The sequence below is a fragment of the Candidatus Rokuibacteriota bacterium genome (assembly GCA_016188005.1).
Lineage (GTDB): Bacteria > Methylomirabilota > Methylomirabilia > Rokubacteriales > CSP1-6 > UBA12499.
On sequence record JACPIQ010000102.1, the window covers coordinates 1 to 19491 of the forward strand.

Annotated in this window: 21 protein-coding genes; 10 read left to right on the forward strand and 11 right to left on the reverse strand. The window is 71.8% G+C overall.

Annotated features, from left to right (window positions below; genetic code table 11):
* Positions 1-22: 22 nt before the first annotated feature.
* Positions 23-313, reverse strand: coding sequence for a nucleotidyltransferase family protein (locus tag HYV93_20080; GenBank protein ID MBI2528264.1), 291 nt, complete (start codon positions 311-313; stop codon positions 23-25).
* 188 nt (positions 314-501) lie between these two features.
* Between HYV93_20080 and HYV93_20085 the strand changes: the two genes are divergently transcribed.
* From HYV93_20085 to HYV93_20115, 7 genes are all read left to right on the forward strand, one after another.
* Complete coding sequence (locus tag HYV93_20085) at positions 502-2160, forward strand: hypothetical protein (protein MBI2528265.1); 1659 nt, start codon at positions 502-504, stop codon at positions 2158-2160.
* A gap of 24 nt (positions 2161-2184) precedes the next feature.
* Complete coding sequence (locus tag HYV93_20090) at positions 2185-2610, forward strand: hypothetical protein (GenBank protein ID MBI2528266.1); 426 nt, start codon at positions 2185-2187, stop codon at positions 2608-2610.
* A gap of 36 nt (positions 2611-2646) precedes the next feature.
* Positions 2647-2847 carry a thioredoxin family protein gene (locus tag HYV93_20095; GenBank protein ID MBI2528267.1) on the forward strand — a complete coding sequence of 67 codons (201 nt, stop codon included), beginning with the start codon at positions 2647-2649 and terminating at the stop codon, positions 2845-2847.
* 196 nt (positions 2848-3043) lie between these two features.
* A complete protein-coding gene (locus tag HYV93_20100; GenBank protein ID MBI2528268.1) occupies positions 3044-3424 on the forward strand; it encodes a gamma-glutamylcyclotransferase in 381 nt (126 codons plus the stop codon).
* Complete coding sequence (locus HYV93_20105) at positions 3414-4769, forward strand: aspartate aminotransferase family protein (GenBank protein ID MBI2528269.1); 1356 nt, start codon at positions 3414-3416, stop codon at positions 4767-4769. The genes HYV93_20100 and HYV93_20105 overlap by 11 nt, the downstream gene beginning before the upstream one ends.
* An 87-nt stretch (positions 4770-4856) precedes the next feature.
* Positions 4857-5216 (forward strand): DUF393 domain-containing protein, encoded by a 360-nt coding sequence (locus tag HYV93_20110; protein MBI2528270.1) that lies wholly within the window; start codon positions 4857-4859, stop codon positions 5214-5216.
* A gap of 1 nt (position 5217) precedes the next feature.
* On the forward strand, positions 5218-5994 hold the full coding sequence (locus HYV93_20115; protein ID MBI2528271.1) for an SDR family NAD(P)-dependent oxidoreductase: 777 nt from the start codon (positions 5218-5220) through the stop codon (positions 5992-5994).
* Between the two features lie 139 nt (positions 5995-6133).
* Here the strand turns inward: HYV93_20115 and HYV93_20120 are convergent, their stop codons facing one another.
* The gene (locus HYV93_20120) at positions 6134-7285 is read right to left on the reverse strand and encodes an MFS transporter (GenBank protein MBI2528272.1); all 1152 of its coding nucleotides are present in this window, start codon (positions 7283-7285) and stop codon (positions 6134-6136) included.
* Positions 7286-7402: 117 nt separating this feature from the next.
* Here HYV93_20120 and HYV93_20125 point away from each other — a divergent pair, with 117 nt between their 5' ends.
* The gene (locus HYV93_20125) at positions 7403-7696 is read left to right on the forward strand and encodes a hypothetical protein (protein ID MBI2528273.1); all 294 of its coding nucleotides are present in this window, start codon (positions 7403-7405) and stop codon (positions 7694-7696) included.
* On the opposite strand, the gene HYV93_20130 is transcribed toward HYV93_20125, so the two are convergent.
* Complete coding sequence (locus tag HYV93_20130; GenBank protein MBI2528274.1) at positions 7693-8139, reverse strand: hypothetical protein; 447 nt, start codon at positions 8137-8139, stop codon at positions 7693-7695. The two genes, HYV93_20125 and HYV93_20130, sit on opposite strands and share 4 nt — an antisense overlap.
* A 127-nt stretch (positions 8140-8266) precedes the next feature.
* Positions 8267-9172 (reverse strand): complex I NDUFA9 subunit family protein, encoded by a 906-nt coding sequence (locus HYV93_20135; GenBank protein MBI2528275.1) that lies wholly within the window; start codon positions 9170-9172, stop codon positions 8267-8269.
* Between the two features lie 73 nt (positions 9173-9245).
* On the opposite strand from HYV93_20135, the gene HYV93_20140 reads away from it, so the two are divergent.
* A complete protein-coding gene (locus HYV93_20140) occupies positions 9246-11582 on the forward strand; it encodes a DUF1343 domain-containing protein (GenBank protein MBI2528276.1) in 2337 nt (778 codons plus the stop codon).
* 20 nt (positions 11583-11602) lie between these two features.
* On the opposite strand, the gene HYV93_20145 is transcribed toward HYV93_20140, so the two are convergent.
* Positions 11603-12562, reverse strand: a complete 960-nt coding sequence (locus HYV93_20145) for a polysaccharide deacetylase family protein (protein ID MBI2528277.1) — start codon at positions 12560-12562, stop codon at positions 11603-11605.
* Positions 12563-12575: 13 nt separating this feature from the next.
* Positions 12576-13967: a carboxypeptidase regulatory-like domain-containing protein gene (locus tag HYV93_20150; GenBank protein ID MBI2528278.1), complete on the reverse strand. Its 1392-nt coding sequence runs from the start codon at positions 13965-13967 to the stop codon at positions 12576-12578.
* Positions 13968-14121: 154 nt separating this feature from the next.
* Here HYV93_20150 and HYV93_20155 point away from each other — a divergent pair, with 154 nt between their 5' ends.
* The gene (locus HYV93_20155; GenBank protein MBI2528279.1) at positions 14122-14991 is read left to right on the forward strand and encodes an alpha/beta fold hydrolase; all 870 of its coding nucleotides are present in this window, start codon (positions 14122-14124) and stop codon (positions 14989-14991) included.
* Positions 14992-15104: 113 nt separating this feature from the next.
* Here the strand turns inward: HYV93_20155 and HYV93_20160 are convergent, their stop codons facing one another.
* From HYV93_20160 to HYV93_20180, 5 genes are all read right to left on the reverse strand, one after another.
* A complete protein-coding gene (locus HYV93_20160) occupies positions 15105-15596 on the reverse strand; it encodes a hypothetical protein (GenBank protein MBI2528280.1) in 492 nt (163 codons plus the stop codon).
* Positions 15593-15793, reverse strand: a complete 201-nt coding sequence (locus HYV93_20165) for a hypothetical protein (protein MBI2528281.1) — start codon at positions 15791-15793, stop codon at positions 15593-15595. Before HYV93_20165 ends, HYV93_20160 begins: the two co-directional genes overlap by 4 nt.
* A 98-nt stretch (positions 15794-15891) precedes the next feature.
* Positions 15892-17106, reverse strand: a complete 1215-nt coding sequence (locus tag HYV93_20170) for a hypothetical protein (protein ID MBI2528282.1) — start codon at positions 17104-17106, stop codon at positions 15892-15894.
* 17 nt (positions 17107-17123) lie between these two features.
* Positions 17124-17930: a TIGR03084 family protein gene (locus HYV93_20175; protein ID MBI2528283.1), complete on the reverse strand. Its 807-nt coding sequence runs from the start codon at positions 17928-17930 to the stop codon at positions 17124-17126.
* A complete protein-coding gene (locus HYV93_20180) occupies positions 17927-19465 on the reverse strand; it encodes a molybdopterin-dependent oxidoreductase (GenBank protein ID MBI2528284.1) in 1539 nt (512 codons plus the stop codon). Before HYV93_20180 ends, HYV93_20175 begins: the two co-directional genes overlap by 4 nt.
* Positions 19466-19491: the final 26 nt, after the last annotated feature.

Consider the following 19491-nt stretch of genomic DNA (forward strand, 5'->3'; position numbering starts at 1 on the left):
GCGGCGGAGAGCCGGTCGTCCTTCACAGGGGGACGGCTTCTCGAAGCACCCGGTCGCGAATGTACCAGTGGAGCGCGCCCTCGGTGAGCACGTCGACCCGGCGCCCCAAGCACTCCTCGAGGTCGGCGACCAGCCCGGCGGGGAAGAACGTGCTGCGCTCCGAGCCCACGTCCACGAGCAGGTCGATGTCGCTGTCCGCTCGCGCGTCCCCGCGGGCGACCGAGCCGGACACGCGGACGTTCCGTGCTCCATGGTGGGCGGCGATCCGCAGAATGTCGATCCGCCGCTCCCCCAGGATCTCCTCGATGCCCACCGTCCCCTCCGCCTTCCGCCACCGCCGCGGCGGCTTCCTGAGGATGGATCTTACCAGCACCGGAGGTGCCGGGGAATCCGCAAGTCGCTCCGCGCGGCGGGCCTGGGCGCCGCGAGCCGGCGCCGTGCTAGGCTGGGGCGGGCTCGAGCCGTGAAGAGGCCGTCGCGTGACCAACCGAGGAAGAGGTGATGGCTAGCGTCGCCGATCTCGTGGTCAAGGCCCTGCGCGGGGCCGGCGTGGCGCGGCTCTTCGGCGTGCCCGGCGGCGGCTCCAACCTCGATCTGCTGGAGGCGGCGCGGGCTCAGGGGCTGCCCTTCGTCCTCTGCCACCAGGAGTCCGCGGCGGGCATCATGGCCGCCGTGACCGGCGAGCTGACGGGCCGCCCTGGCGCCGCGCTGGCGACGCTCGGCCCCGGGGCCACGGCCAGCGCCACAGGGCTCGCCTACGCCTACCTCGATCGCGCGCCCATGGTGCTCGTCACCGACCGGCATCCCGCGGCCGCCCTCCGCTTCACGACCCACCAGACCGTGGACCACCGTGCGCACCTTGGGGCGATCGTGAAGGCCAGCGCGACCCTCGATGCCGGCTCCGCCCAGCGCGAGACGGCGCGCGCGCTGAGCCTTGCCCTCGAGGAGCCGCGCGGCCCCGTGCACCTCGATCTTCCCGCCGACGTGGCGGGCCGGGAGGCCGCCCCCGCAGCGCTGGAGACGACGGCGCCTCCGCCCGCAATGCTCGACGAGCACGCGCTCGATCGGGCAGCCGACATGCTCCGCGCCGCGCGCCGGCCTCTTGTCGTGGCAGGCCTCGGATGCCGGCAGGCCGACAGCAAGTGGCTCCGCGCCTTCGTCGAGGCGCTGCCGGCCCCGGTGCTGACGACGTACAAGGCCAAGGGCGCCATCCCCGATCCCCACCCGCTGGCGCTGGGGCTCTTCACCGGCGGGGCGCTGGAGGAGCCGATGGTGAGCGCAGCCGACCTCATCGTCGCCTTCGGCCTCGACACGGTGGAGCTGATCCCGCGCCCCTGGCCGTACAGGGCCCCGGTGCTCAGTCTCGCGCGTGGCCCATCCACCGCCCAGGCGCTCCGCGCCCCGGGCGGCGGCGCTCACTTCGCTCCTGCGCTGGAGGTGGTGGCAGACCTCGGCGCGATTCTCGAGGGGCTGGCGCCGCGGCTCGCGGGAAGCGCTGCCGCCGACTGGGACGTCGCCTGGCTGGACCGCATGAAGCGCGAGCGGCGCGCTGCCCTCGAGGTGCCGGTGCCGGGCCTGGCGCCCCATCGCGTCGTGCAGCTGGCCCGGGAGCTCATGCCCGCCGCCACCATCGCCACGGTGGATGCCGGCGCCCACATGTTCCCCGCCACGGCCTACTGGCATGCCGTCGAGCCCGGGGAGTGCCTGATCTCCAACGGGCTGGCGACCATGGGCTTCGCCCTGCCGGCGGCCATCGCGGCTGCCCTGGTCCACCCCGGGCGCCGGATCGTCTGCTTCACGGGCGACGGCGGGCTCATGATGGTTGCCGCCGAACTGGAGACGGCGGCCCGGCTCGGGCTGCCCATCGTCATCGTCGTCTTCGACGACGCGACCTTGTCCCTAATCCAGGTCAAGCAGGAGCAGCGAGGCCAGGCCGGCACCGCCATGCGGTACACGGGCCCCGAGTTTCCGGGGCTGGCGGGCGCCTTCGGGATCAGGGCGTGGGCGGCGCGGAGCGATGGCGAGATGGCGGAGGCGCTGGTGGCGGCGCAGCGTGGGCCCGGCCCGGCGCTCATCGCCGCGCGCGTCGACGCCTCGGGCTACCGGAGAGCACTCGAGATCGTCCGCGGCGCGCCCCCCGGGCCGGCGGTCGCCAAGTGACGCGCCGCAAGGTATAATCCGCGTATGGCATTCCTCTCGGCGCGCGACGAGCAGGCCGTGAAGAGCGAGTTCACCAAGCTGACGGGGCCGGTGAAGCTGACGGTCTTCGCCTCCGAGCTGGGGCCGGAGACCAACGCCCAGACGGTGGCGCTCGCGCGGGAAGTGGCGGCACTCTCCGACAAGCTGTCGGTGGAGGTCCTCAACCCCTTCATCGACAAGGAGCAGACCGCGGTTTACGGCGTGGAGGTGACGCCCGCGCTGGCCGTGGAGGGAGCCGAGGACTACGGCATCCGCTTCCTCGGCATCCCGGGCGGCTACGAGTTCGCCAACCTCATCGACGCCATCGTGGTCGCCTCCTCGGCCACACCGGGTCTGAGCGAGGCGACGCTGACGGCGCTGTCGGCTCTGCAGGAAGATGTCACCATCAAGGTGTTCACGACGCCCACCTGACCGCACTGCCCCCGGGCCGTGCGCCTGGCTCATCACATGGCCGTTGCCTCGCCGAGGATCACCGCCGAGTGCATCGAGGCCACCGAGTTCCCGGAGCTGTCGCAGCGCTACCGCGTGATGGCGGTACCGAAGATCGTCATCAACGACCGCGTCCAGTTCGAGGGAGCGCTGCCGGAGGGAGAGTTCCTCGGCAAGGTCCTCGAGGCCGTGAACGGCGGCAAGAAGGAGGAGGGGTAGATGAGCGGCGAGGGCTGGCTGTTCGTCGCGTTCTGCGTCGTGTGCCTCGCGGCGATGCGCTGGGTGCTGCCCCGCTTCGGCATCTCGACCTGAGCGGCTCCCACCTCCTGCTCCCGTGAGGAGCCCGGACCGGAAGCTCCGAAGCCCGACGTCCCCGCCGCCCGCCGCTGAGCTGCTCTTCGCCTACGGGACCCTCATGCGTGGGTTCCCGCTCCACCATCTCCTCGCCGGCCGCGCGCAGTACCTGGGCTCGGGCTCGGTGCCCGCACGGCTGCTGGACCTCGGGTCCTATCCCGGCGCCGTCGCCGATCCTGCGGGCGCGGTACGGGGCGAGCTGTACCGCGTGCCGTCGGCGGCGCTGTGGAGAGCTCTGGACTGGGCGGAGGGACCTCAGTATGATCGCGGAGGCGTCACCGTGACGCTGGACGACGGCCAGGAGGTGCCGGCGCTCATGTACTGGTACCGCGGGTCGCCGGACCGCGGGATCCCGATCCCTGGCGGCGACTACCGAGCCGCCGGGCCCGCTCGTTCCTTTCACCGGAGCAAGAGACCCGAGGAGGCGACCGATGGCGCTTGACCCGGCGGTGCTCGTCAAGGACGACCAGGACCACCTGATCCACCCGCTGCATCACCCGAGCGATCACCTGGAGCCGATGATCTACGTGCGCGGGCGGGGCGCCGTGCTCACCGACATCCAGGGGCGCGAGTACATCGACGGGCTGGCGGGGCTGTGGAACGTCAACGTGGGCCACGGCCGGGAGGAGCTGGCCCGGGCCGCCGCCGCGCAGATGAGCGAGCTCGCCTACTACTCCGGCTACTCCGGCTCCTCCAACGTGCCCGCCATCCAGCTCGCCTCCAAGCTCATCTCGCTCGCGTACCCCAACATGCAGGGCGTGTTCTTCACCTCGGGCGGCGCCGAGTCCAACGAGTCGGCGTTCAAGACGGCGCGCTTCTACTGGAAGGCCCGAGGCAAGCCCGACAAGGTGAAGATCATCGCCCGCACGCTCTCCTACCACGGCGTCACGCTGCAGGCCATGAGCGCCACGGGCATGGCGCCCTACTGGAAGATGTTCGAGCCGCGCGTGCCGAACTTCGTCCACATCCCCACCTGCTACCCCTACCGCCAGGAGGGCGCGCGTTCCGGGGAGACGGCGGGGCAGACCGCGGCGCGGCTCCTGGAGGAGGCCATCCTCCGCGAGGGCGCCGACACCGTGGCCGCCTTCATCGCCGAGCCCATCCACGGCGGCGGTGGCGTCCTCTACCCGACCGACGACTACTTCCCGCTGGTCCGCCAGGTGTGCGACCGCCACAGCGTGCTGTTCATCGCCGACGAGGTCATCACCGGGTTCTGTCGCACCGGGCGCTGGTTCGCGCTCGAGCACTGGAATGTCCGGCCCGACATCCTCTCTTTCGCCAAGGGCGTCTCCTCCGGCTATCTGCCCCTGGGCGGCATCATGGTCTCCAAGACGATCAAGGAGACCATGGATTCGGTGAAGCCCGACGACCGCTGGATGCACGCCTACACCTACTCGGGGCATCCCACCTGCTGCGCGGTGGGGCTCGCCAACGTGGCGATCATGGAGCGCGAGCGACTCTGGGAGCGCGCCGCCGTCCTGGGCACGCGGCTTCACGAGGGACTCAAGGCCGCATTCGGCGACCACCCGCATGTGGGCGACATCCGCGGCGGCAAGGGGCTGCTGGCCGCCGTCGAGCTGGTGGAGGACCGGGGCAGCAAGGCCGCCTTCGCCGCCGACAAGAAGATCGGTAACCGCGTGATCCAGGAGATGACCAAGCGGGGCGTGATCACCCGTAACCGGCTCGACAACATCTTCTTCTCGCCGCCGCTGGTGATCACGGAGGTCCAGGTGGACCGGCTCGTGTCGGTGACCCGGGAGGCCGTCAAGGCCGTCACCGGAGCGTAGCCTGCGCCGGCGGCCCGCGCCCGCGGGGACTTGCGCTCCCGGGGCGCCGGGCCCCGGCGGCCGGCGGGGCCCGGGGCGGAGGGGAGCATGACCGCCGCGGTCGTGATCTATGACGGCGCCTGCGGCCTTTGCCGGCACAGCGTGGACTGGCTCGAGCGGCGGGCTGTGCGCGGGCGCTTCGAGTTCCTGCCCTGCCAGTCCCCGGCGCGGCGCGCCCGCTTTCCGCGGATGGAGGAGCGCGCCTGCCTGGAGGCGATGCAGCTCGTCCTCCCCGACGGCCGCGTGCTGAGCGGGGCCGCGGCGATCCCCGAGATCCTGTGCCGCCTCCGTGGGTGGCGCTGGTTTGCCCCGGTGTTCAGGCTCCCCGGCGTCGGACTCCTGGCTCCTCCCCTGTACCGGTGGGTGGCGCGCCATCGCCACCGGCTCTCGCGCCTCGCGGGACCCTGAGATGCGGGACCTGGCGGGAGGCGTGGCCGTCGTCACGGGCGCCTCGGCGGGCATCGGTGCGGGCACGGCGCGCGCGCTGGGGCGGGCCGGCATGCGTGTGGCCCTCTGCGCCAGACGGCGCGACCGGCTGGAGCGGCTCAGGACCGAGATGCTCGGCACCGGGAGCGAAGCGGCGGCCTACCCCGTGGACGTGACGGATGCGCCGGCGGTCCGCGCCATGGTCGACGACGTCGCCGCGCGCTGGGGACGCATCGACGTCCTGGTCAACAACGCCGGGCGCGGGCTCGCCGCCCGCTTCGAGGACACGACGCCCGAGGAGTTCCGTGAGCTCATGGAGCTCAATGTCCTGGCCGTCGTCACGGCCACCCAGGCCGTCCTGCCCGTGATGCGCCGCCAGGGGCGGGGCCACATCATCAACGTCTCCTCGGTGGTGGGCCGCCGCGGCATCCCCGGGCGCTCGGCCTACGCTGCCACCAAGTTTGCCCTGCGCGGCCTCAGCGAGGCGCTCCGGATGGAGCTGCGCGGCAGCGGCATCGCGGTGAGCCTCGTCTTTCCCATCTACACCCGCACCGAGTTCCATGACGTGGAGCCAAGCCGCATGGTCTTCCCGCGCATGGGCGCCGTCCAGTCGGTGGAGCAGGTCGCCCGGGCCATTCTCCGCTGCGTGCAGCGGCCGCGCCCGGAGGTGTACCCCTACTGGCCGGCGCGGCTCCTGGCGGTGCTGAACGCCACGTCCCCCGGCGCCGTGGACCGCCTGATCGCGGCGTTGCGCCGCTGAAGGGGTCAGATCTTGCATTACGACATCGCCATGGGGGGGCCTGCGTTGTGAGATGGGTCAGGGCACTGGCCATCGCGTGCGGCCGGGAGCGCAAGAGCGGCCAAGCCGGGGCTATGTGTCGGATTGCAAGACCTGACCCTCAGCGGGTCTTGACGTTGCGGATCGTCGCGTAGAGCAGCAAGTCGTAGACGATCTTGAGTCCCCCGCCCAGCACGAAGGGGGCCGACAGCGACACGCCCTGCATCACCCAGCCCGTCACGACGGGGCTCGCCGACTGGGCGACGGTGCGGCTCATGTTCGTGAGCGTCGCCGCGCCCTCGCGCTCGTGGTCCTCCACGACCAGCATCAGGAAAGTCTGGCGCGTGGGCACGTCCATCTGCGAGAGCAAGTGCCGGCAGAGGAGGAGGACGACGGCCAGGGGCGCGGTGGGCGCGGCGGCCACGGCGATGAGGAGCACGTTGGAGATGAGGTGGGAGAAGACCATGGTGTTGACCAGTCCGAGCCGGGGCGCGAGCCGCGCGGCGAGCAGCAGGGAGAGCCCAGAGAGGAGCTGGGCACCGAAGAAGATCCAGCCCAGCGCCGCGAGGTCGAGCTGGAAGCGGGTGTAGAACCAGTAGGCCACGAGGCTCTGGATCACGAAGCCGCCCGCCAGCGAGTCGAGGGCGAAGAGGGCGGCGATCTTCCTCACGAGGGGGCCCGACGAGGACCGCGCGCGCCCCCCCGCGGGGCGGGGCGGCGCGGCCTCGGGGCGTAGCAGCGCGTAGAGAGCGATCTGCAGGCCCCCGCCCGCCAGGAACACGAGGAACAGCGCGGTGGGGGATGTCACGGCCCGGGCCACCAGCGCCGCGCCCAGAGCCGCGGAGACGTACCCCGTCAGGTTGTACAGGCTCAGCACGCTCGTCAGACGCTCCCGCGGTGTGGCCCGCGTGACCGCCACCTGCTCCAGAGCCAGGAAGGGGCCGGTCTCCCCGGTGCCCACGGCGAGATTGCCCACCATGGCCGCCGCCACCACGACCCACGGCTCGCGCGTGGCCAGGAAGATCGCCGCCGAGGCCACCGTGAGCCCTGCGAGCGCGATCAGCGCCGCCTTGGGGCCGAAGCGCTCGGCCGGCCGGCGGATGGCGAGGGTCAGCCCCGCGCTGGCCAGGAGAGTGAGGGTGACCGCCAGCCCGAGTCCGCGGGCGTCGAGTCCAAGGCGGGTCAGGTAGATCGGGAAAAGAACCCCGAGGAAGCCGTAACAGAAGGTGCGGGCGGTCTTCGCCGCGAAGACGAGCCACCCGTTGGCACTCACCCTCGGGACTCTGGCTGACCTCTCCCGGAGTGTCAAGGGGGCCCGGGCGGGAAAAAAGCGCTTGACTCTATCACTCCTCAGGTGTTGAGTGATGGAAGGCAGCAGAGGAGGTGCCTCATGGACTCGCTGGACCGCTTGCTTCGTGACGACCTGAACCGTCTGCTGGACCGCATCGTGGCCAGCTCCATCGAAGGGGGGCGGATCACTGCCGCCGGTCCGGATGATGGGCTACGAAACCTCATGGACAGCGCCGAGGCCCACCTGGCCGAGATGCGGTTCCGGCTGCTTCAGGACTACGAGCGGTGGCGCCAGGCGATGGACGAGTGCGAGAGCCTCTGGGCGCTATCGCGGCTCAGGACGGGTGACACCACGGTGTCAGAGGAGCCGGCCGAGGTGCCGAGGGCCGCCTAGGCGCTGAACAGCCGGCGAAGCCAGCTTCCGCTCGCTACAGGCTCTGACAGCCGCGCCTGGGCATAGGCCGCCCGGTGGCTCTCGAAGCGCTGCCAGTAGTCGGGCAGGCGCCTGGCCAGGAAGACCTGGCCGGCCACCGCCTGTGCCTGCGCGTCGCCGGCCGCGGCCTCGGCGAGATCCAGCGCAGTCAAGTCCTGCTCGGCGATCTCGGCGCGGAAGGAGTTTCGCAGGGAAGCGAGGAGGTCGGCGACCAGGGCCTCGAACTCCCGGCGGTCGGTGACGCTGTGCTCCTCCGGGGCGGGGCGCCCCTGCTTCTTGCGCTGCGCCACCAGGAACTCGAGGCCGGCCATCTCCACGGCCTCCTCGATCCGTTGGCGGAGCTGTGCCTCGATGCGCTCGCGGAGCCCGCGCGGATCGTCGTGCTGATGGGCGAACGCGGTCATGTGTCGTGCCTGAATGTGGATGACATCAGGTGGCGGTTGGGCCTCTTCGGGCCTCCGGCCCTTTCACCATCTCGCCTGAACGTGGATGACATCAGGTGGCGGTTGGGCCTCTTCGGGCCTCCGGCCCTCATCGGGGGGGGGCGAGGAGGCGGCGGAGGCCGAGGGCGAGGGGCTCCGGGCTGAGACTCATGTCGGCGTAGAAACGCGAGGGGTCGGCGACGCTCCCCTCCTCGAGCATCCGGAGCTGATCCATGGTCACCGGATACATGGGCAGCCACTGCAGGAGCCGGGTCGAGAGCTTGACGAGCCCCATCGGGGCATGGATCTTCCGTACCCGCGGCTTGCCGAGAGCGCGGCCGATCTCGTCCAGCACCTCGTCGAAGGGGAGGGCGGTGGGGCCCGCCACGTCGTAGGTCTGTCCGATGGTCTGGTGGAGGCCCAGCGTCCGGGCGAAGCCCTCGGCCACTTGCCAGACGCTCACCGGCTGGAGACGGTAGCGGCCGTCGCCAAGCACCGGCACGACGGGCAGCCGCCTGAGCATCCCCGTGAACAGCGAGACGAACTCGTCTCCCGGACCGTAGATCACCGAGGGGCGGAAGATCGTCCAGTCGAGCCCGCTGGCGCGGACGGCCAGCTCGGCCTCCCACTTGGTGCGGTGGTAGCGCGAGGCGGCCTCGGGCCGCGTCCCCAGCGCGCTCATGTGGAGGAACCGCTTGACCCCGGCCTGCTTCGCCACGGCCAGCATGTTGGCCGTGGCCTGGGTGTGCAGACGCTCGAAGGTGACGCCGTGGAGGGGGTGCTCGCGGATGATGCCCACGAGATGGATGATGGCCGAGCAGCCCTCCACTGACCCCATGAGCGCGTCGGGCTCCAGCACGTCGCCAGGAACCCGGTCGATGGCCTCGAAGCCGCGCAGATCGGCCTCGGATCCGGGCCGGACGAGGCAGCGCACGAGGAAGCCGTGGGCCAGCAGCGCCCGGATCACGGACTTGCCGACGAAACCCGTGCCGCCCGTCACGAAGATGCGCTTCATGGGGCCGAGCCTAGCACGGACGACGGCGAAATTCTTCCGCGGGACCGGCCCGCGCCATCGGTATCATGACGCCATGACTCTGCGCTCCCTGCGACTAGCCCTCGCCACTGCCTGGCTGGCCGTGGCGGTGCCCACCGGGGCCTGGGCCCAGCCCCTGGACTGGACGGAGCTCGACGAGGCGGCCCGGGATGCCATCGCCGCGGGGGACCTGCCGGGGGCCGTCATCGTGGTGGGGCAAGGTGACCGCATCCTCCACCGGCAGGCGTACGGCTCCCGGGCCCTCACGCCGGCCGTCGAGCCCATGACGCTCGACACGGTGTTCGACATCGCCTCGCTGACCAAGGTGGTGGCGACGACCCCCGCCGTGCTCGCTCTCTGGGAGCAGGGCCGGCTGGACCTCGATGCCCCGCTGGGCCGCTACCTCCGAGAGTTCGCCGGACCGGCCTTCCGCGGCGTGACCCTCCGGGGCATGCTGACCCACAGCGCCGGCTTCTCCGATCTACCCTCTCCCCGGGCCATCCCCAGGGGGCTGCCCCAGGCCGTGGGGCTCCTGGCCAAGGAGCACCTGGCGTACACTCCGGGAACGACCTTTCACTACAGCGACACGGGCTTCATCCTCCTGGGCGAGGTGGTGCGCCGGGTGAGCGGCGAGCGACTCGATCGGTTCGCGCGGCGGCGCTTCTTCGCGCCCCTCGGCATGCGGAGCACCGTCTTCCAGCTTCCCGAGGCGTGGCGGGGGCGCACCGCCCCCACCGAGGTGCTCGGCGGGCAGGTGCTGCGCGGGGTAGTCCACGACGGCAACGCCCGGCTCCTCGGGGGCGTGGCGGGACACGCGGGCCTCTTCTCCACGGCCGATGACCTGGCCCGCTTCTGCCGCATGCTGCTCGAGGGGGGAATGCTCGCCGGCCGCCGCCATCTGAAGGAGGCCACCGTGGATGCCATGTTCGCGCCGCGCATCACCGGCGAGACGACGCGGGGCCTCGGCTGGGACATGGCCTCGCCGTACTCGCGCGCGCTGGGCGCCTATTTCCCGGTGGGCTCGGTGGGGCACACGGGCTTCACGGGAACGTCCATCTGGATGGATCCCCCCACTCGCACCTACGCCGTCGTCCTGACGAACCGCGTGCACCCGTACGGCAAGGGCAAGGTCGTGGACCTGCGCCGGCGCGTGAGTGCCGTGGCGGGGGCGTTGCTCTTCGGCCCCCGCGAGCCGCCCTCGGCGGGGCCGGCGGCGACCGAGGTCTCGGCGCCAGCTGCCGATGAGGCCGCCGCTCGGAGCGGGCCGACGCGGACCGGGCTCGACCAGCTCGTCGCCCAAGGCTTCGCCCTGCTCCAGGGGCGCTCCGTCGGGCTCGTCACCAATCACACCGGGGTGGATGCCCAGGGCCGGCGGGGGCTGGACCTCCTGGCCGCCGCCCCCGGCCTCAAGCTACGCGCCGTCTTCTCCCCCGAGCACGGGCTCGGCGGCCAGCTGGACAGCAATGTCCCGAACGGCCGCGACCAGCCAACGGGACTGCGCGTGTGGAGCCTCTACGGCTCAGAGCGGCGCCCCTCGCCGGCGATGCTCGAGGGGGTCGACACGCTGGTCTTCGACCTCCAGGACGTGGGCGTGCGGTACTACACCTACCTCACGACCCTCGTCTACGTGCTCGAGGAGGGCGCGCGCCACGGCATCCCCGTGGTGGTGCTCGACCGCCCGAACCCGCTCACGGGTCGGACGGTCGAGGGGCCGCTCATGGATCCCGATCTGCGGTCGTTCACGGCGCCCCATTCGTTGCCCGTCCGGACGGGCATGACCGTGGGCGAGTTCGCGCGGATGGTCGTCGCCGAGCGGCAGCTGCCCGTGGCGCTCAGCGTGGTTCCGATGGAAGGGTGGGACCGCAGCCGCTGGTTCGACGAGACGGGGTTGCCGTGGGTCAACCCATCCCCCAATATCCGCTCGCCCCTCCAGGCGTTGCTCTACGCCGGCGTGGGGCTCCTGGAGGCGACCAATCTCTCGGTGGGCCGGGGGACGGACATGCCCTTCGAGGTGGTGGGGGCGCCATGGATCGGCGATCCGGCGGGGCTCGCGGTGGCGCTCAACGGGCTGGGGCTCGCCGGCCTGCGCTTCGAGCCAATCAGCTTCACGCCCTCGGCGAGCGTCTTCGCCGGCCAGATCGTCAACGGGGTGCGCCTCGTGGTGACGGAGCGGGAGGCCTTCAGACCGGTGCAGGCGGGACTGGCCATGGCGCGGGTGCTGATGGAGCGCTACCCGGCCCAGTTCCGGCCGGCGGCCATCCAGAACCTGCTGGTGAATCGCTCGACCATGTGGACTCTCCTCCTGCGCAGCCCTCTCCCGCGCATCTGGAGCTGGGCCGAGGCCGGGCGCGCGAGCTTTCTCCAGCGCCGCGCGTCGTATCTGATTTACTGACCTCGCGCGGGCACGGCAGGTCAGCGCTCCACGACCTGGGAGCCGGGGCGCGTGCGGACCCTGGCTCCCTGGCCCTTCGACACTGTGACGATGGCCGGGTCGCCGTCGCTCACGAAGCGTTCCTGCGGGTTCCGGTCGAAGTGAGCGAGCCAGCGTCCGAGCTCCGCCTCCGTCGCCTGGATTCTCGGCAGGCGGTAGGGGTCGAGCGTCCTGGCATACGGGGAGGGCGCGGCGCCTCCCGCCACCATCAGGATCGCGTCGTGGCGGTAGCTCGAGCCGTTCCGGCCGCCCGCCACCGCCCACCGCACCTCCCGCGGATAGGCGCCCATCGGCAAGGCCAGCGTGCGCGGGCGGTAGCCGGGCACATGCCCCTGGATCCACTCCTGGGCGGTGATGATCTGCTTGCGCACCACCTCCTCGCCGTAGCGGGCCAGGTTGGCGTGCCAGAGGGTGTGGTTGCCGATCTCGTAGCCACGGCCGGCGAGATAGGCGAGCTTCTTCCCGGCCAGCGCGGGCTGATTGAAGAGGCGATTGGGGGGGTCGGCTCCCGGCAGCACGTAGAATGTCGCCGCGTGGCCGAAGCCGGGGTGGGCGCGCTCGAAGGCCTCGAGGATGCCCACGGCCGAGTCCGGGTCGACGACCCACTCGCCGTCGCGATCGAGGTAGCGGAACTGCCCCGGCGAGGAGTCGTCGAAGGTGAGGACCACGGGCGTGGTGCCGCGGGGCAGGCTGAGCTTGCCGTCGAGGAGCTCGCCGAGGGCGACGAGCCGGTAGCCGCGCTCCCGGAGCCGCTCGAGGTCCCGGCGGAAGTTGGCCGGAGTCCGCGTCCAGCGGTCCTCGGGCGTGTCGATCTTGTGGTATTCGAGGATCATGACCCGCCCGAGCTCGTTGGGCGCCAGAAGCTCGGTGGCAGGGGCAGCGGCGGGGGCGGCGAGCAGCAGGAGCGACAGGGGAACGAGCCAGGCCAGCGGGCGCTGCACGATCAGCCCTCCCTCAGGAGCCGGATGTCCTCGCCACGACCGGCTTCGGGCGCAGCGCTTCTGCCGTGTAGTCGTTTCGGGGGTTCCAGAGCATCCAGCCGGCACCCCCCGCCTCGTCGGCCCCACGCATCTGAGCCCGGATCTCCCTCACGCCGAAGATCCGCCGGTCGAAGGCGTAGTCGCGGAAGTCCTGGATCCAGGGCCGGATCTGGACCGTGGCATGGGTCGACCGCTTCCGGATGAGCCGCACGCTCTCGCGGACGACCTCGTAGGGGTGCTCCACAGGGTTGCGAAAGCCGGGGATGCCACGGTGGTAGCCCGAGGGGTAGACCATCGGCGAGACGTAGTCGAGGTGGGGCGCCATCTCCTCGATCCTCTGGCCGATGTCGGTGTCATTCTCGTTGAAGGCCGTGTAGCCGAACACATCGGCGGCGAGGAAGACCCCCGTCGGCCCGAGCTCCCGACGGGCTTTGGCCAGGAAGCCCGCGATGGTCTCGAGCCTCGTGGCCTGGGTGTTCGGGCGCGAGTAGCGCGCCGCCGACAGCCGGCCGTCAGTGGGGAAGCGCACATAGTCGAACTGGATCTCGTCGAAGCCCTTGCCCGCGGCCTCCTTCGCGATCGCGAGGAGGTAGTCCCACACCTCCTCGCGCGTGGGATCCACCCAGGCGAGCTTCTCCCTGTCGACCCAGGGCCTGCCGGTGCGCGTGTCGATGACGGCGAGGTCCCGGCGGTGGGTGGCGAGGACATTGTCCTTGAAGGCGACGATGCGGGCGACGGTGTAGACGCCGCGGCCCTTGAGGTCGGCGATGAGGCCCTCGAAGTCCTTGATGATCACCGGCCCCTGGGCCCCCGCCGCGAGCGCCGCCGGCACCCCCGTCCGGTAGGGGATCAGCCCGCGGTCCCCCTTGACGTCGATGACCACTCCGTTCAGCTCCGTCCGGTTCGTCAGCTCGATCACCCGCTCGCGGATGCCCCGGTCGCCGACGCCGTAGTAGGTGAGGTAGGCGGCCTTCACCACGTGCGGCTTGAGCGCCACCGTCGGCTCCGCGCCCTCGAGGGTGAGGCGGCGGCGCTCGTAGCCCGGCATCTTGACGAGGACGCTCCGATCCCCCGTGAGGGGCCCCAGCGAGAAGCGGCCCTCCTCGTCTGTGCGCGTCTCGAGCTCACCCGCCCTCACCGAGGCCCCTCGGAGCGGCGTGGCGCGGCCGGAGTCCACCACCCGCCCGCTGAGGGTGACCGGCGGCGCGGGGGCGGCCGGAGGTGTCGCGGGCGCGGCGGGGGCGGGCGTCGGGCGGGACGCCTCCTGCTCGACCTGGCTGGCCTGGAGCCCGGTCGGCGCCGAGAAGAGAAACGAGGTGACCAGGGCGAGGGCGGCCACGATGCCGAGCGCCACGGCGCCGCACATCAGGAGCCTCGGGCGCGGGCGCTCGGTCGGGGCGGGGAGGATCATCGGTAGCCCCGAGCCTACGCCCGCGCCGCGACCAGCGAAAAGAAATTTCTTCGGCATCACGTTCGCTCAACAGCGCGCCGCCACCGGCGCCCGGGCTACAATAGGGAGCATGACGACCGCCCCGTCCCACTCACACGATGGTGCTCAACTCTGTGACGCTGCGGCGCGCCGGGCATTCACGGTCAACGGCCTCACGCTGCGGGGCCTCGAGTGGCCGGCCCCGGGCCGGCCGGCCCTCTGCCTTCTCCACGGCGGCTCGGCCCACGCCCACTGGTTCGATGCCGTGGTGCCGGCCTTCCAGGGGCGCTTCCACATCCTCTCACTGGACCAGCGCGGCCACGGGGAGAGCGACTGGTCCGGGGGGCCCGCCTATGCCACGGAGGACTTCGCCTCCGATCTGGTGGGTGTGATGGCCGTCATGGGCTGGGAACGGATGGCGCTGGCGGGCCACTCCATGGGCGGGCACAACGCCATGGCCTTCGCCGCCTGGCACCCGGAGCGCCTCTCGGCCCTGTGCGTCGTGGACAGCCGCCCGGCTATCCCCTCCGACCGGCTCCACTCCCTGCACCGCCGCGGCCACCGGGGCCCCCGGCGTCACGAGAGCCTGGAGGCGGCGCTGCGGAACTTCAGGCTCCTGCCGCCGGAGACCACAGCCGATCCCGCGCTGCTCGACCACCTGGGCCGCCAGGGGATCGTCGAGCGCGAAGGCCGCTTCCTGTATCGATTCGACCCGGCCTGCAGCGGCACACGGCGGCCCGTGGATGCCTGGCCGCTGCTGCCGCGCATCACGGCGCCGACCTTGCTCGTCCGCGGAGAACACTCCCCGATCATGCCCGACGCCATCGCGCAGGAGATGGCCGGGCACATCCGGGGCTCGCGGGTGGTGGAGATCCCGCGCGCCCATCATCACCTCGTGCTGGACGAGCCCGCGGCCTTCTCCGCGGCGCTGGGCGACTTCCTCTTCCAGCGGGGCCAGTAGGCTCGGCGCTTCCCCCGGGCCCGCTCCACGGGCGCCCCATCGAACTCGCGAGAGACCCGGAGGCGCCCCGCGGGGCCCGGGCCCTCCGAGTAGCCCCGCCGCCGGAGCGCCACTCACCCTGCGTCTGGGTCGCCCCCCTCCTCGCGCAGCGCTTCCAGCTCGGCGATGGCCTCGAGGTCCCTCGGGCGCCCGGCGGCTCTCTTGACGTGGATCAGGCGCTCGAGACCCAGACAGCGGTACTCCACCCCCGACAGCGTGACGCTCTGGCAATGAGGGAGCAGGTCGGCGTAGCTCCCTCCGCCGACGATTTCCCCTAGCAGGTCCAGGTCTCCAAGCGCGGTGGTGAGGGTGAAGTTGAGACCTCGCCGGATCGTCTTGGCGTCCCACCGGAAGGGCAACCCGGGCGGCGCCCCGCGCAGGTAGGGGCGATGCGGGGCAAGGGCGGTCGCGAGCCTGTCGAGGTTCTCCGGGGTGCGCGCATAGACGATGTCGAGATCCTGCGTCACGCGGGTTGCCCCGTGAATGGTGGCAGCAACCCCTCCCACGATGATGAACTCGACCCCGCCGCGATGGAGCTCGTGGAGCGCGCGCTCCAGGTCGATCATCGACGGGCGCGTCCCACTCGCCTCAGCTCCTCGGCGAAGCGCTGGAGTCGGCCGAGGTTCTGGACGCGCTCCTCGACCGTCCGAGCCAGGTTGGCGCGCAGGAGCGTCCGGTCCACGTCCTTCTTGTAGGCCTCCACGACGGGATCCAGCTCCCTGGTCGCGGGCTCGACACCGCGTCGGCGGGCGGGCTCGCTCATGGCCCCAATCTAGCACGCCGGGTTCGGCCTGCCCCGCCGCGATGCAGCTCGAGCGGATCCGTTCCGGCCCGGGCAGCCTTCGAGGCCAGCTCCCCCTCCTACCGGGGGAGCGGCTCCACGCGGATGCGGTAGCCGCCGGCCTCCTTCCCCAGAAGCGTGACCCTGAAGCGGTGCTTCTCGTCCTCGAACGTCGTCATCCGCGGAAAGTCGAACGCGGCGCCCTCGAGCCGGGGGAGTGTCGGATCGGCGTTCACGAGCTTGACCGGCGCCTGCCCGCGCCGGCACTCGGCGATGGTGTCGTCCGCGAACATGACGAGGACGCCCTGTCCGGGCAGATAGCGATCGAACCCGACAGGCTGCCGGTTCTCGATCAGGTAGTAGGTGCTCGCCGACAGCGGGATCTTGACCGCCAGCACGTTGGCGGAGGCGTCTGCCAGCGGTCCGAGCAGGAGCTCCGTCCGCTCCGTCGGCTTCACCACGCGCACCCGCCCTGGGTCAACCCAGCCGAGGCGGAGCCGGGTCCATGACGAGAGGCCGGGCGGCGGGATCTCCCACTTGTGGAAGTGGCAGGACATCGGGTCCCAGAAGCCCATGTTGACGATCGCACCGAGAAAGACGTCGCGGAGCGGGCCCGGCCGCGCCTGCAGGTCGTGATCGTAGAGGCACGGCACGAGACGCTTGCCGTCGCGTACGCCGCCGAGGATGTGGCCGACGTCGTGGAACAGGGTTCCGAGATGGGCCTGGTAGCAGAAGATCGCCACGCCGCCGCTCAGCACGTGACCGCGGGCGGTCGTCAGGGACTCCCTGGTGCTCCAGCCGAGCATCCCCGGCCAGCCGCACAGGCCCACCATGCCGTATTCCTCGCGCTTCGCCCCCAGGAAGATGGCGGTGAAGTCGTACTTCGAGACGTCCACGTCGCGGTCCACTGCATTCAGGGCGTCGTCGATCAGTCCGCGTACGCGGGTCTTGTCGACTTCGAGGTTGCGCGGCGAGATGGCGTACTGCGCGACGGGGCGCGGGAGGGTGTGCCACGTCTCGGTGATCTCCGCGTGGAGCCGGACTCTCCCGTACGACATCTCCGCCACGTAGTCGGGCAGCTCCTGCGAGAATCGCCGCTGAGCCCATCGCCTCGGCACGGCGTGAGGAAGGCCGGGGAACTGCGCGAGGATGACGAGCCCCGACGTCACACCGCCGGATCCGGATCGGGTGGGGAGCGTGGCGGGCCGGGCACAGCCGGCCCCGCCGAGCGCCGAGGCGGAGAGGGCGAGCACCTGGACGGCGAGGCGGTTGAAGGCGCGACGTGGCAGGCTCATGGTGCGTCTTCCCCCGGTCAGGCGTGCGCGGTGGGGAACTGGCCGGGGCGGCGTCCCGGGGCCGGCCGACCGGCGAAGGCCTGGGCGAGGAGCATCCACTCGCGCGCGGCCGGCCCGGCGGTGGTGAGCCGCGTGTCGTCCAGGTGCCGCCGGTGGGTGACGACGCGGCAGAAGTCCACGGCCGGTCCCGCGATGCGGTTCTCGGCGGCCGCCTCCCCGTCCTCCCAGCGGGCGCCCGACGGGAGGACCAGCTCGACGCGCACCGGGGCAGCGGGCGGCGGGAGGCCGTGCAGCGTGTAGGAGAAGGCGCGCGTCCGCACGCCGAGCACCAGGATGTGGCGGATCCGGTCGGTGTCGCGGCGGGGGAGCGCGAGGGCGTCGGTGACGTCGTGGCCGTGGAGCCAGCTTTCCATGAGGCGGGCGCTCAGGAAGGACATGGCGCTCATGGGTGGGCCGTACCAGGGCACGCGCGCCTTCGGCCCGAGTCCCGCCGCGGCCCCGGCGAGGCGCCGTCGGGCCGCCCTCCACCAGGCCAGGAGGTCGGCCGGCCCGAGCGCCCGGCCCCGCTCGAGGTACCGGGCCTCGTAGCCCGGGATGTCCGGGAGCGCGGCCGCCACCTCCCGGGCGAAGCCCTCGGGGTCGGTGATCGCCACCGCCGCCACGTCGTCGAAGTGCGCGAGGTGCGCGATCTGGTCTCGCACCGCCCAGCCCTCGCTCGGCGTCGGCGCCGCCCACTGTGCGGCCGTCAGGCCGGCCACGAGCGCATCGAGCGCCGCCTGCTCGGCCTCGAGGTCCTGTCGCATCTCGTCGAGGGGCATCGTCATCCTTTCGCTCCCCCGCGCCTCGGCGACGAGGCCGTCAACGGCTCGATGCGCACCGCGCAGGCCTTGTACTCGGGAATCTTGGCTGAGGGGTCGCAGGCGGAGTTGGTGAGGAAGTTGGCGGCGGAGTCCGCGAGCTTCACGAAGGGGACGAACACCGCGCCAGGTTTCACGGCCTCGGTGAGGGAGGCCCAGCCGGAGAGCTCGCCCCGTCGCGAGACCACGCGGAGCGGGGCGCCTGTCTCCACGCCGAGCCTGCGGGCATCGACAGGGTTGACGGCGATCTCGAGCCGGGGCGCCAGCTCGAGCAGGCCCTGGACCTGACGCGTGAGGGTGCCGCCGTGCCAGTGGTAGAGGAGCCGGCCGGTGCTCAGCACGAAGGGGTATTCCGTGTCGGGCAGCTCATCCGCGGCGGCCGTCTGGCTCACGGGCACGAAGCGGGCGCGTCCGAGGGGGAAGGAGTCGGCGTAGAGATAGCGCGTTCCCGGGTGATCGGGCTCGGGGCAGGGCCACTGGATCCCGCCTGTCTCGAGTCGCGCATGGGAGAGCCCCCGGATGGCAGGCCAGAGCGAGGCCAGCTCATCGAAGATCTCCGAGGGCCCGCGGTAGTCGAAGCCCCGGGCTTCCCGCCCCAGCCGCCGCGCCGTCCGTCGCGCCAGCTCGCAGGTGATCCACCAGTCGGGCCGGGCCTGCCCCGGAGGCGGCAGCGCCTGGCGCACCCGCTGGACGCGCCGCTCGCTGTTGGTGAAGGTGCCGTCCTTCTCGGCGAAGGCCGCGGCGGGCAGAAACACATGAGCGCGCTCGGCCGTCTCGTGGAGGAAGAGATCCTGGACCACGAGGCAGTCGAGCTGGCTCATGGCCTTCTCGGCGTGGTGGAGGTCGGGCTCCGACAGCAGCGGATTCTCGCCCACCACGTACATGGCCCGGATGCGGCCGTCGAGGCACCCCTCGACCATCTCGGTGACCACGAGCCCCGTCTCTCCTGGCGGCCGCACCCCCCAGGCTCGCTCGAAGCGGTCGAGGCTCGCCGGGGAGTAATCGGCGTAGCCCGGCAAGTTGGTCGGGATGCAGCCCGCGTCCCCGCAGCCCTGGACATTGTTCTGACCGCGGAGCGGGGAGATGCCGGAGCCGGGGATACCCATCTGGCCGGCGGCCAGCGCGAGGTTGAGGAGCGCATGCGCATTGGCCGTGCCGTTGATGTGCTGGGTGATCCCCATGCCCCAGATGAGGCAAGAGCCCGAGAAGGGGGGACGCGCATACCAGCGCGCGGCGCGGCCGATGTCTTCGGCCGGCACCCCGGTGACCTCCTCGGCGTAGGCGAGGGTGTAACTCGCGAGCGAGGCCGCCCACGGCTCGAAACCCTCCGTGCGGGCGCGCACGAAGTCGAGGTTCGCGAGCCCCTCGTCCAGCAGCACCCTGGCCATGGCGTTGAAGAGCGCCACGTCCGTGCCGGGACGCTCGGAGAGCCACAGGTCGGCCTGATCGCAGAGCTCCACGCGCTTGGGGTTCACCACGATCAGCCGGGCGCCGCGGCTCACCGCGCGCCTGAGCCTCACGGCGATGA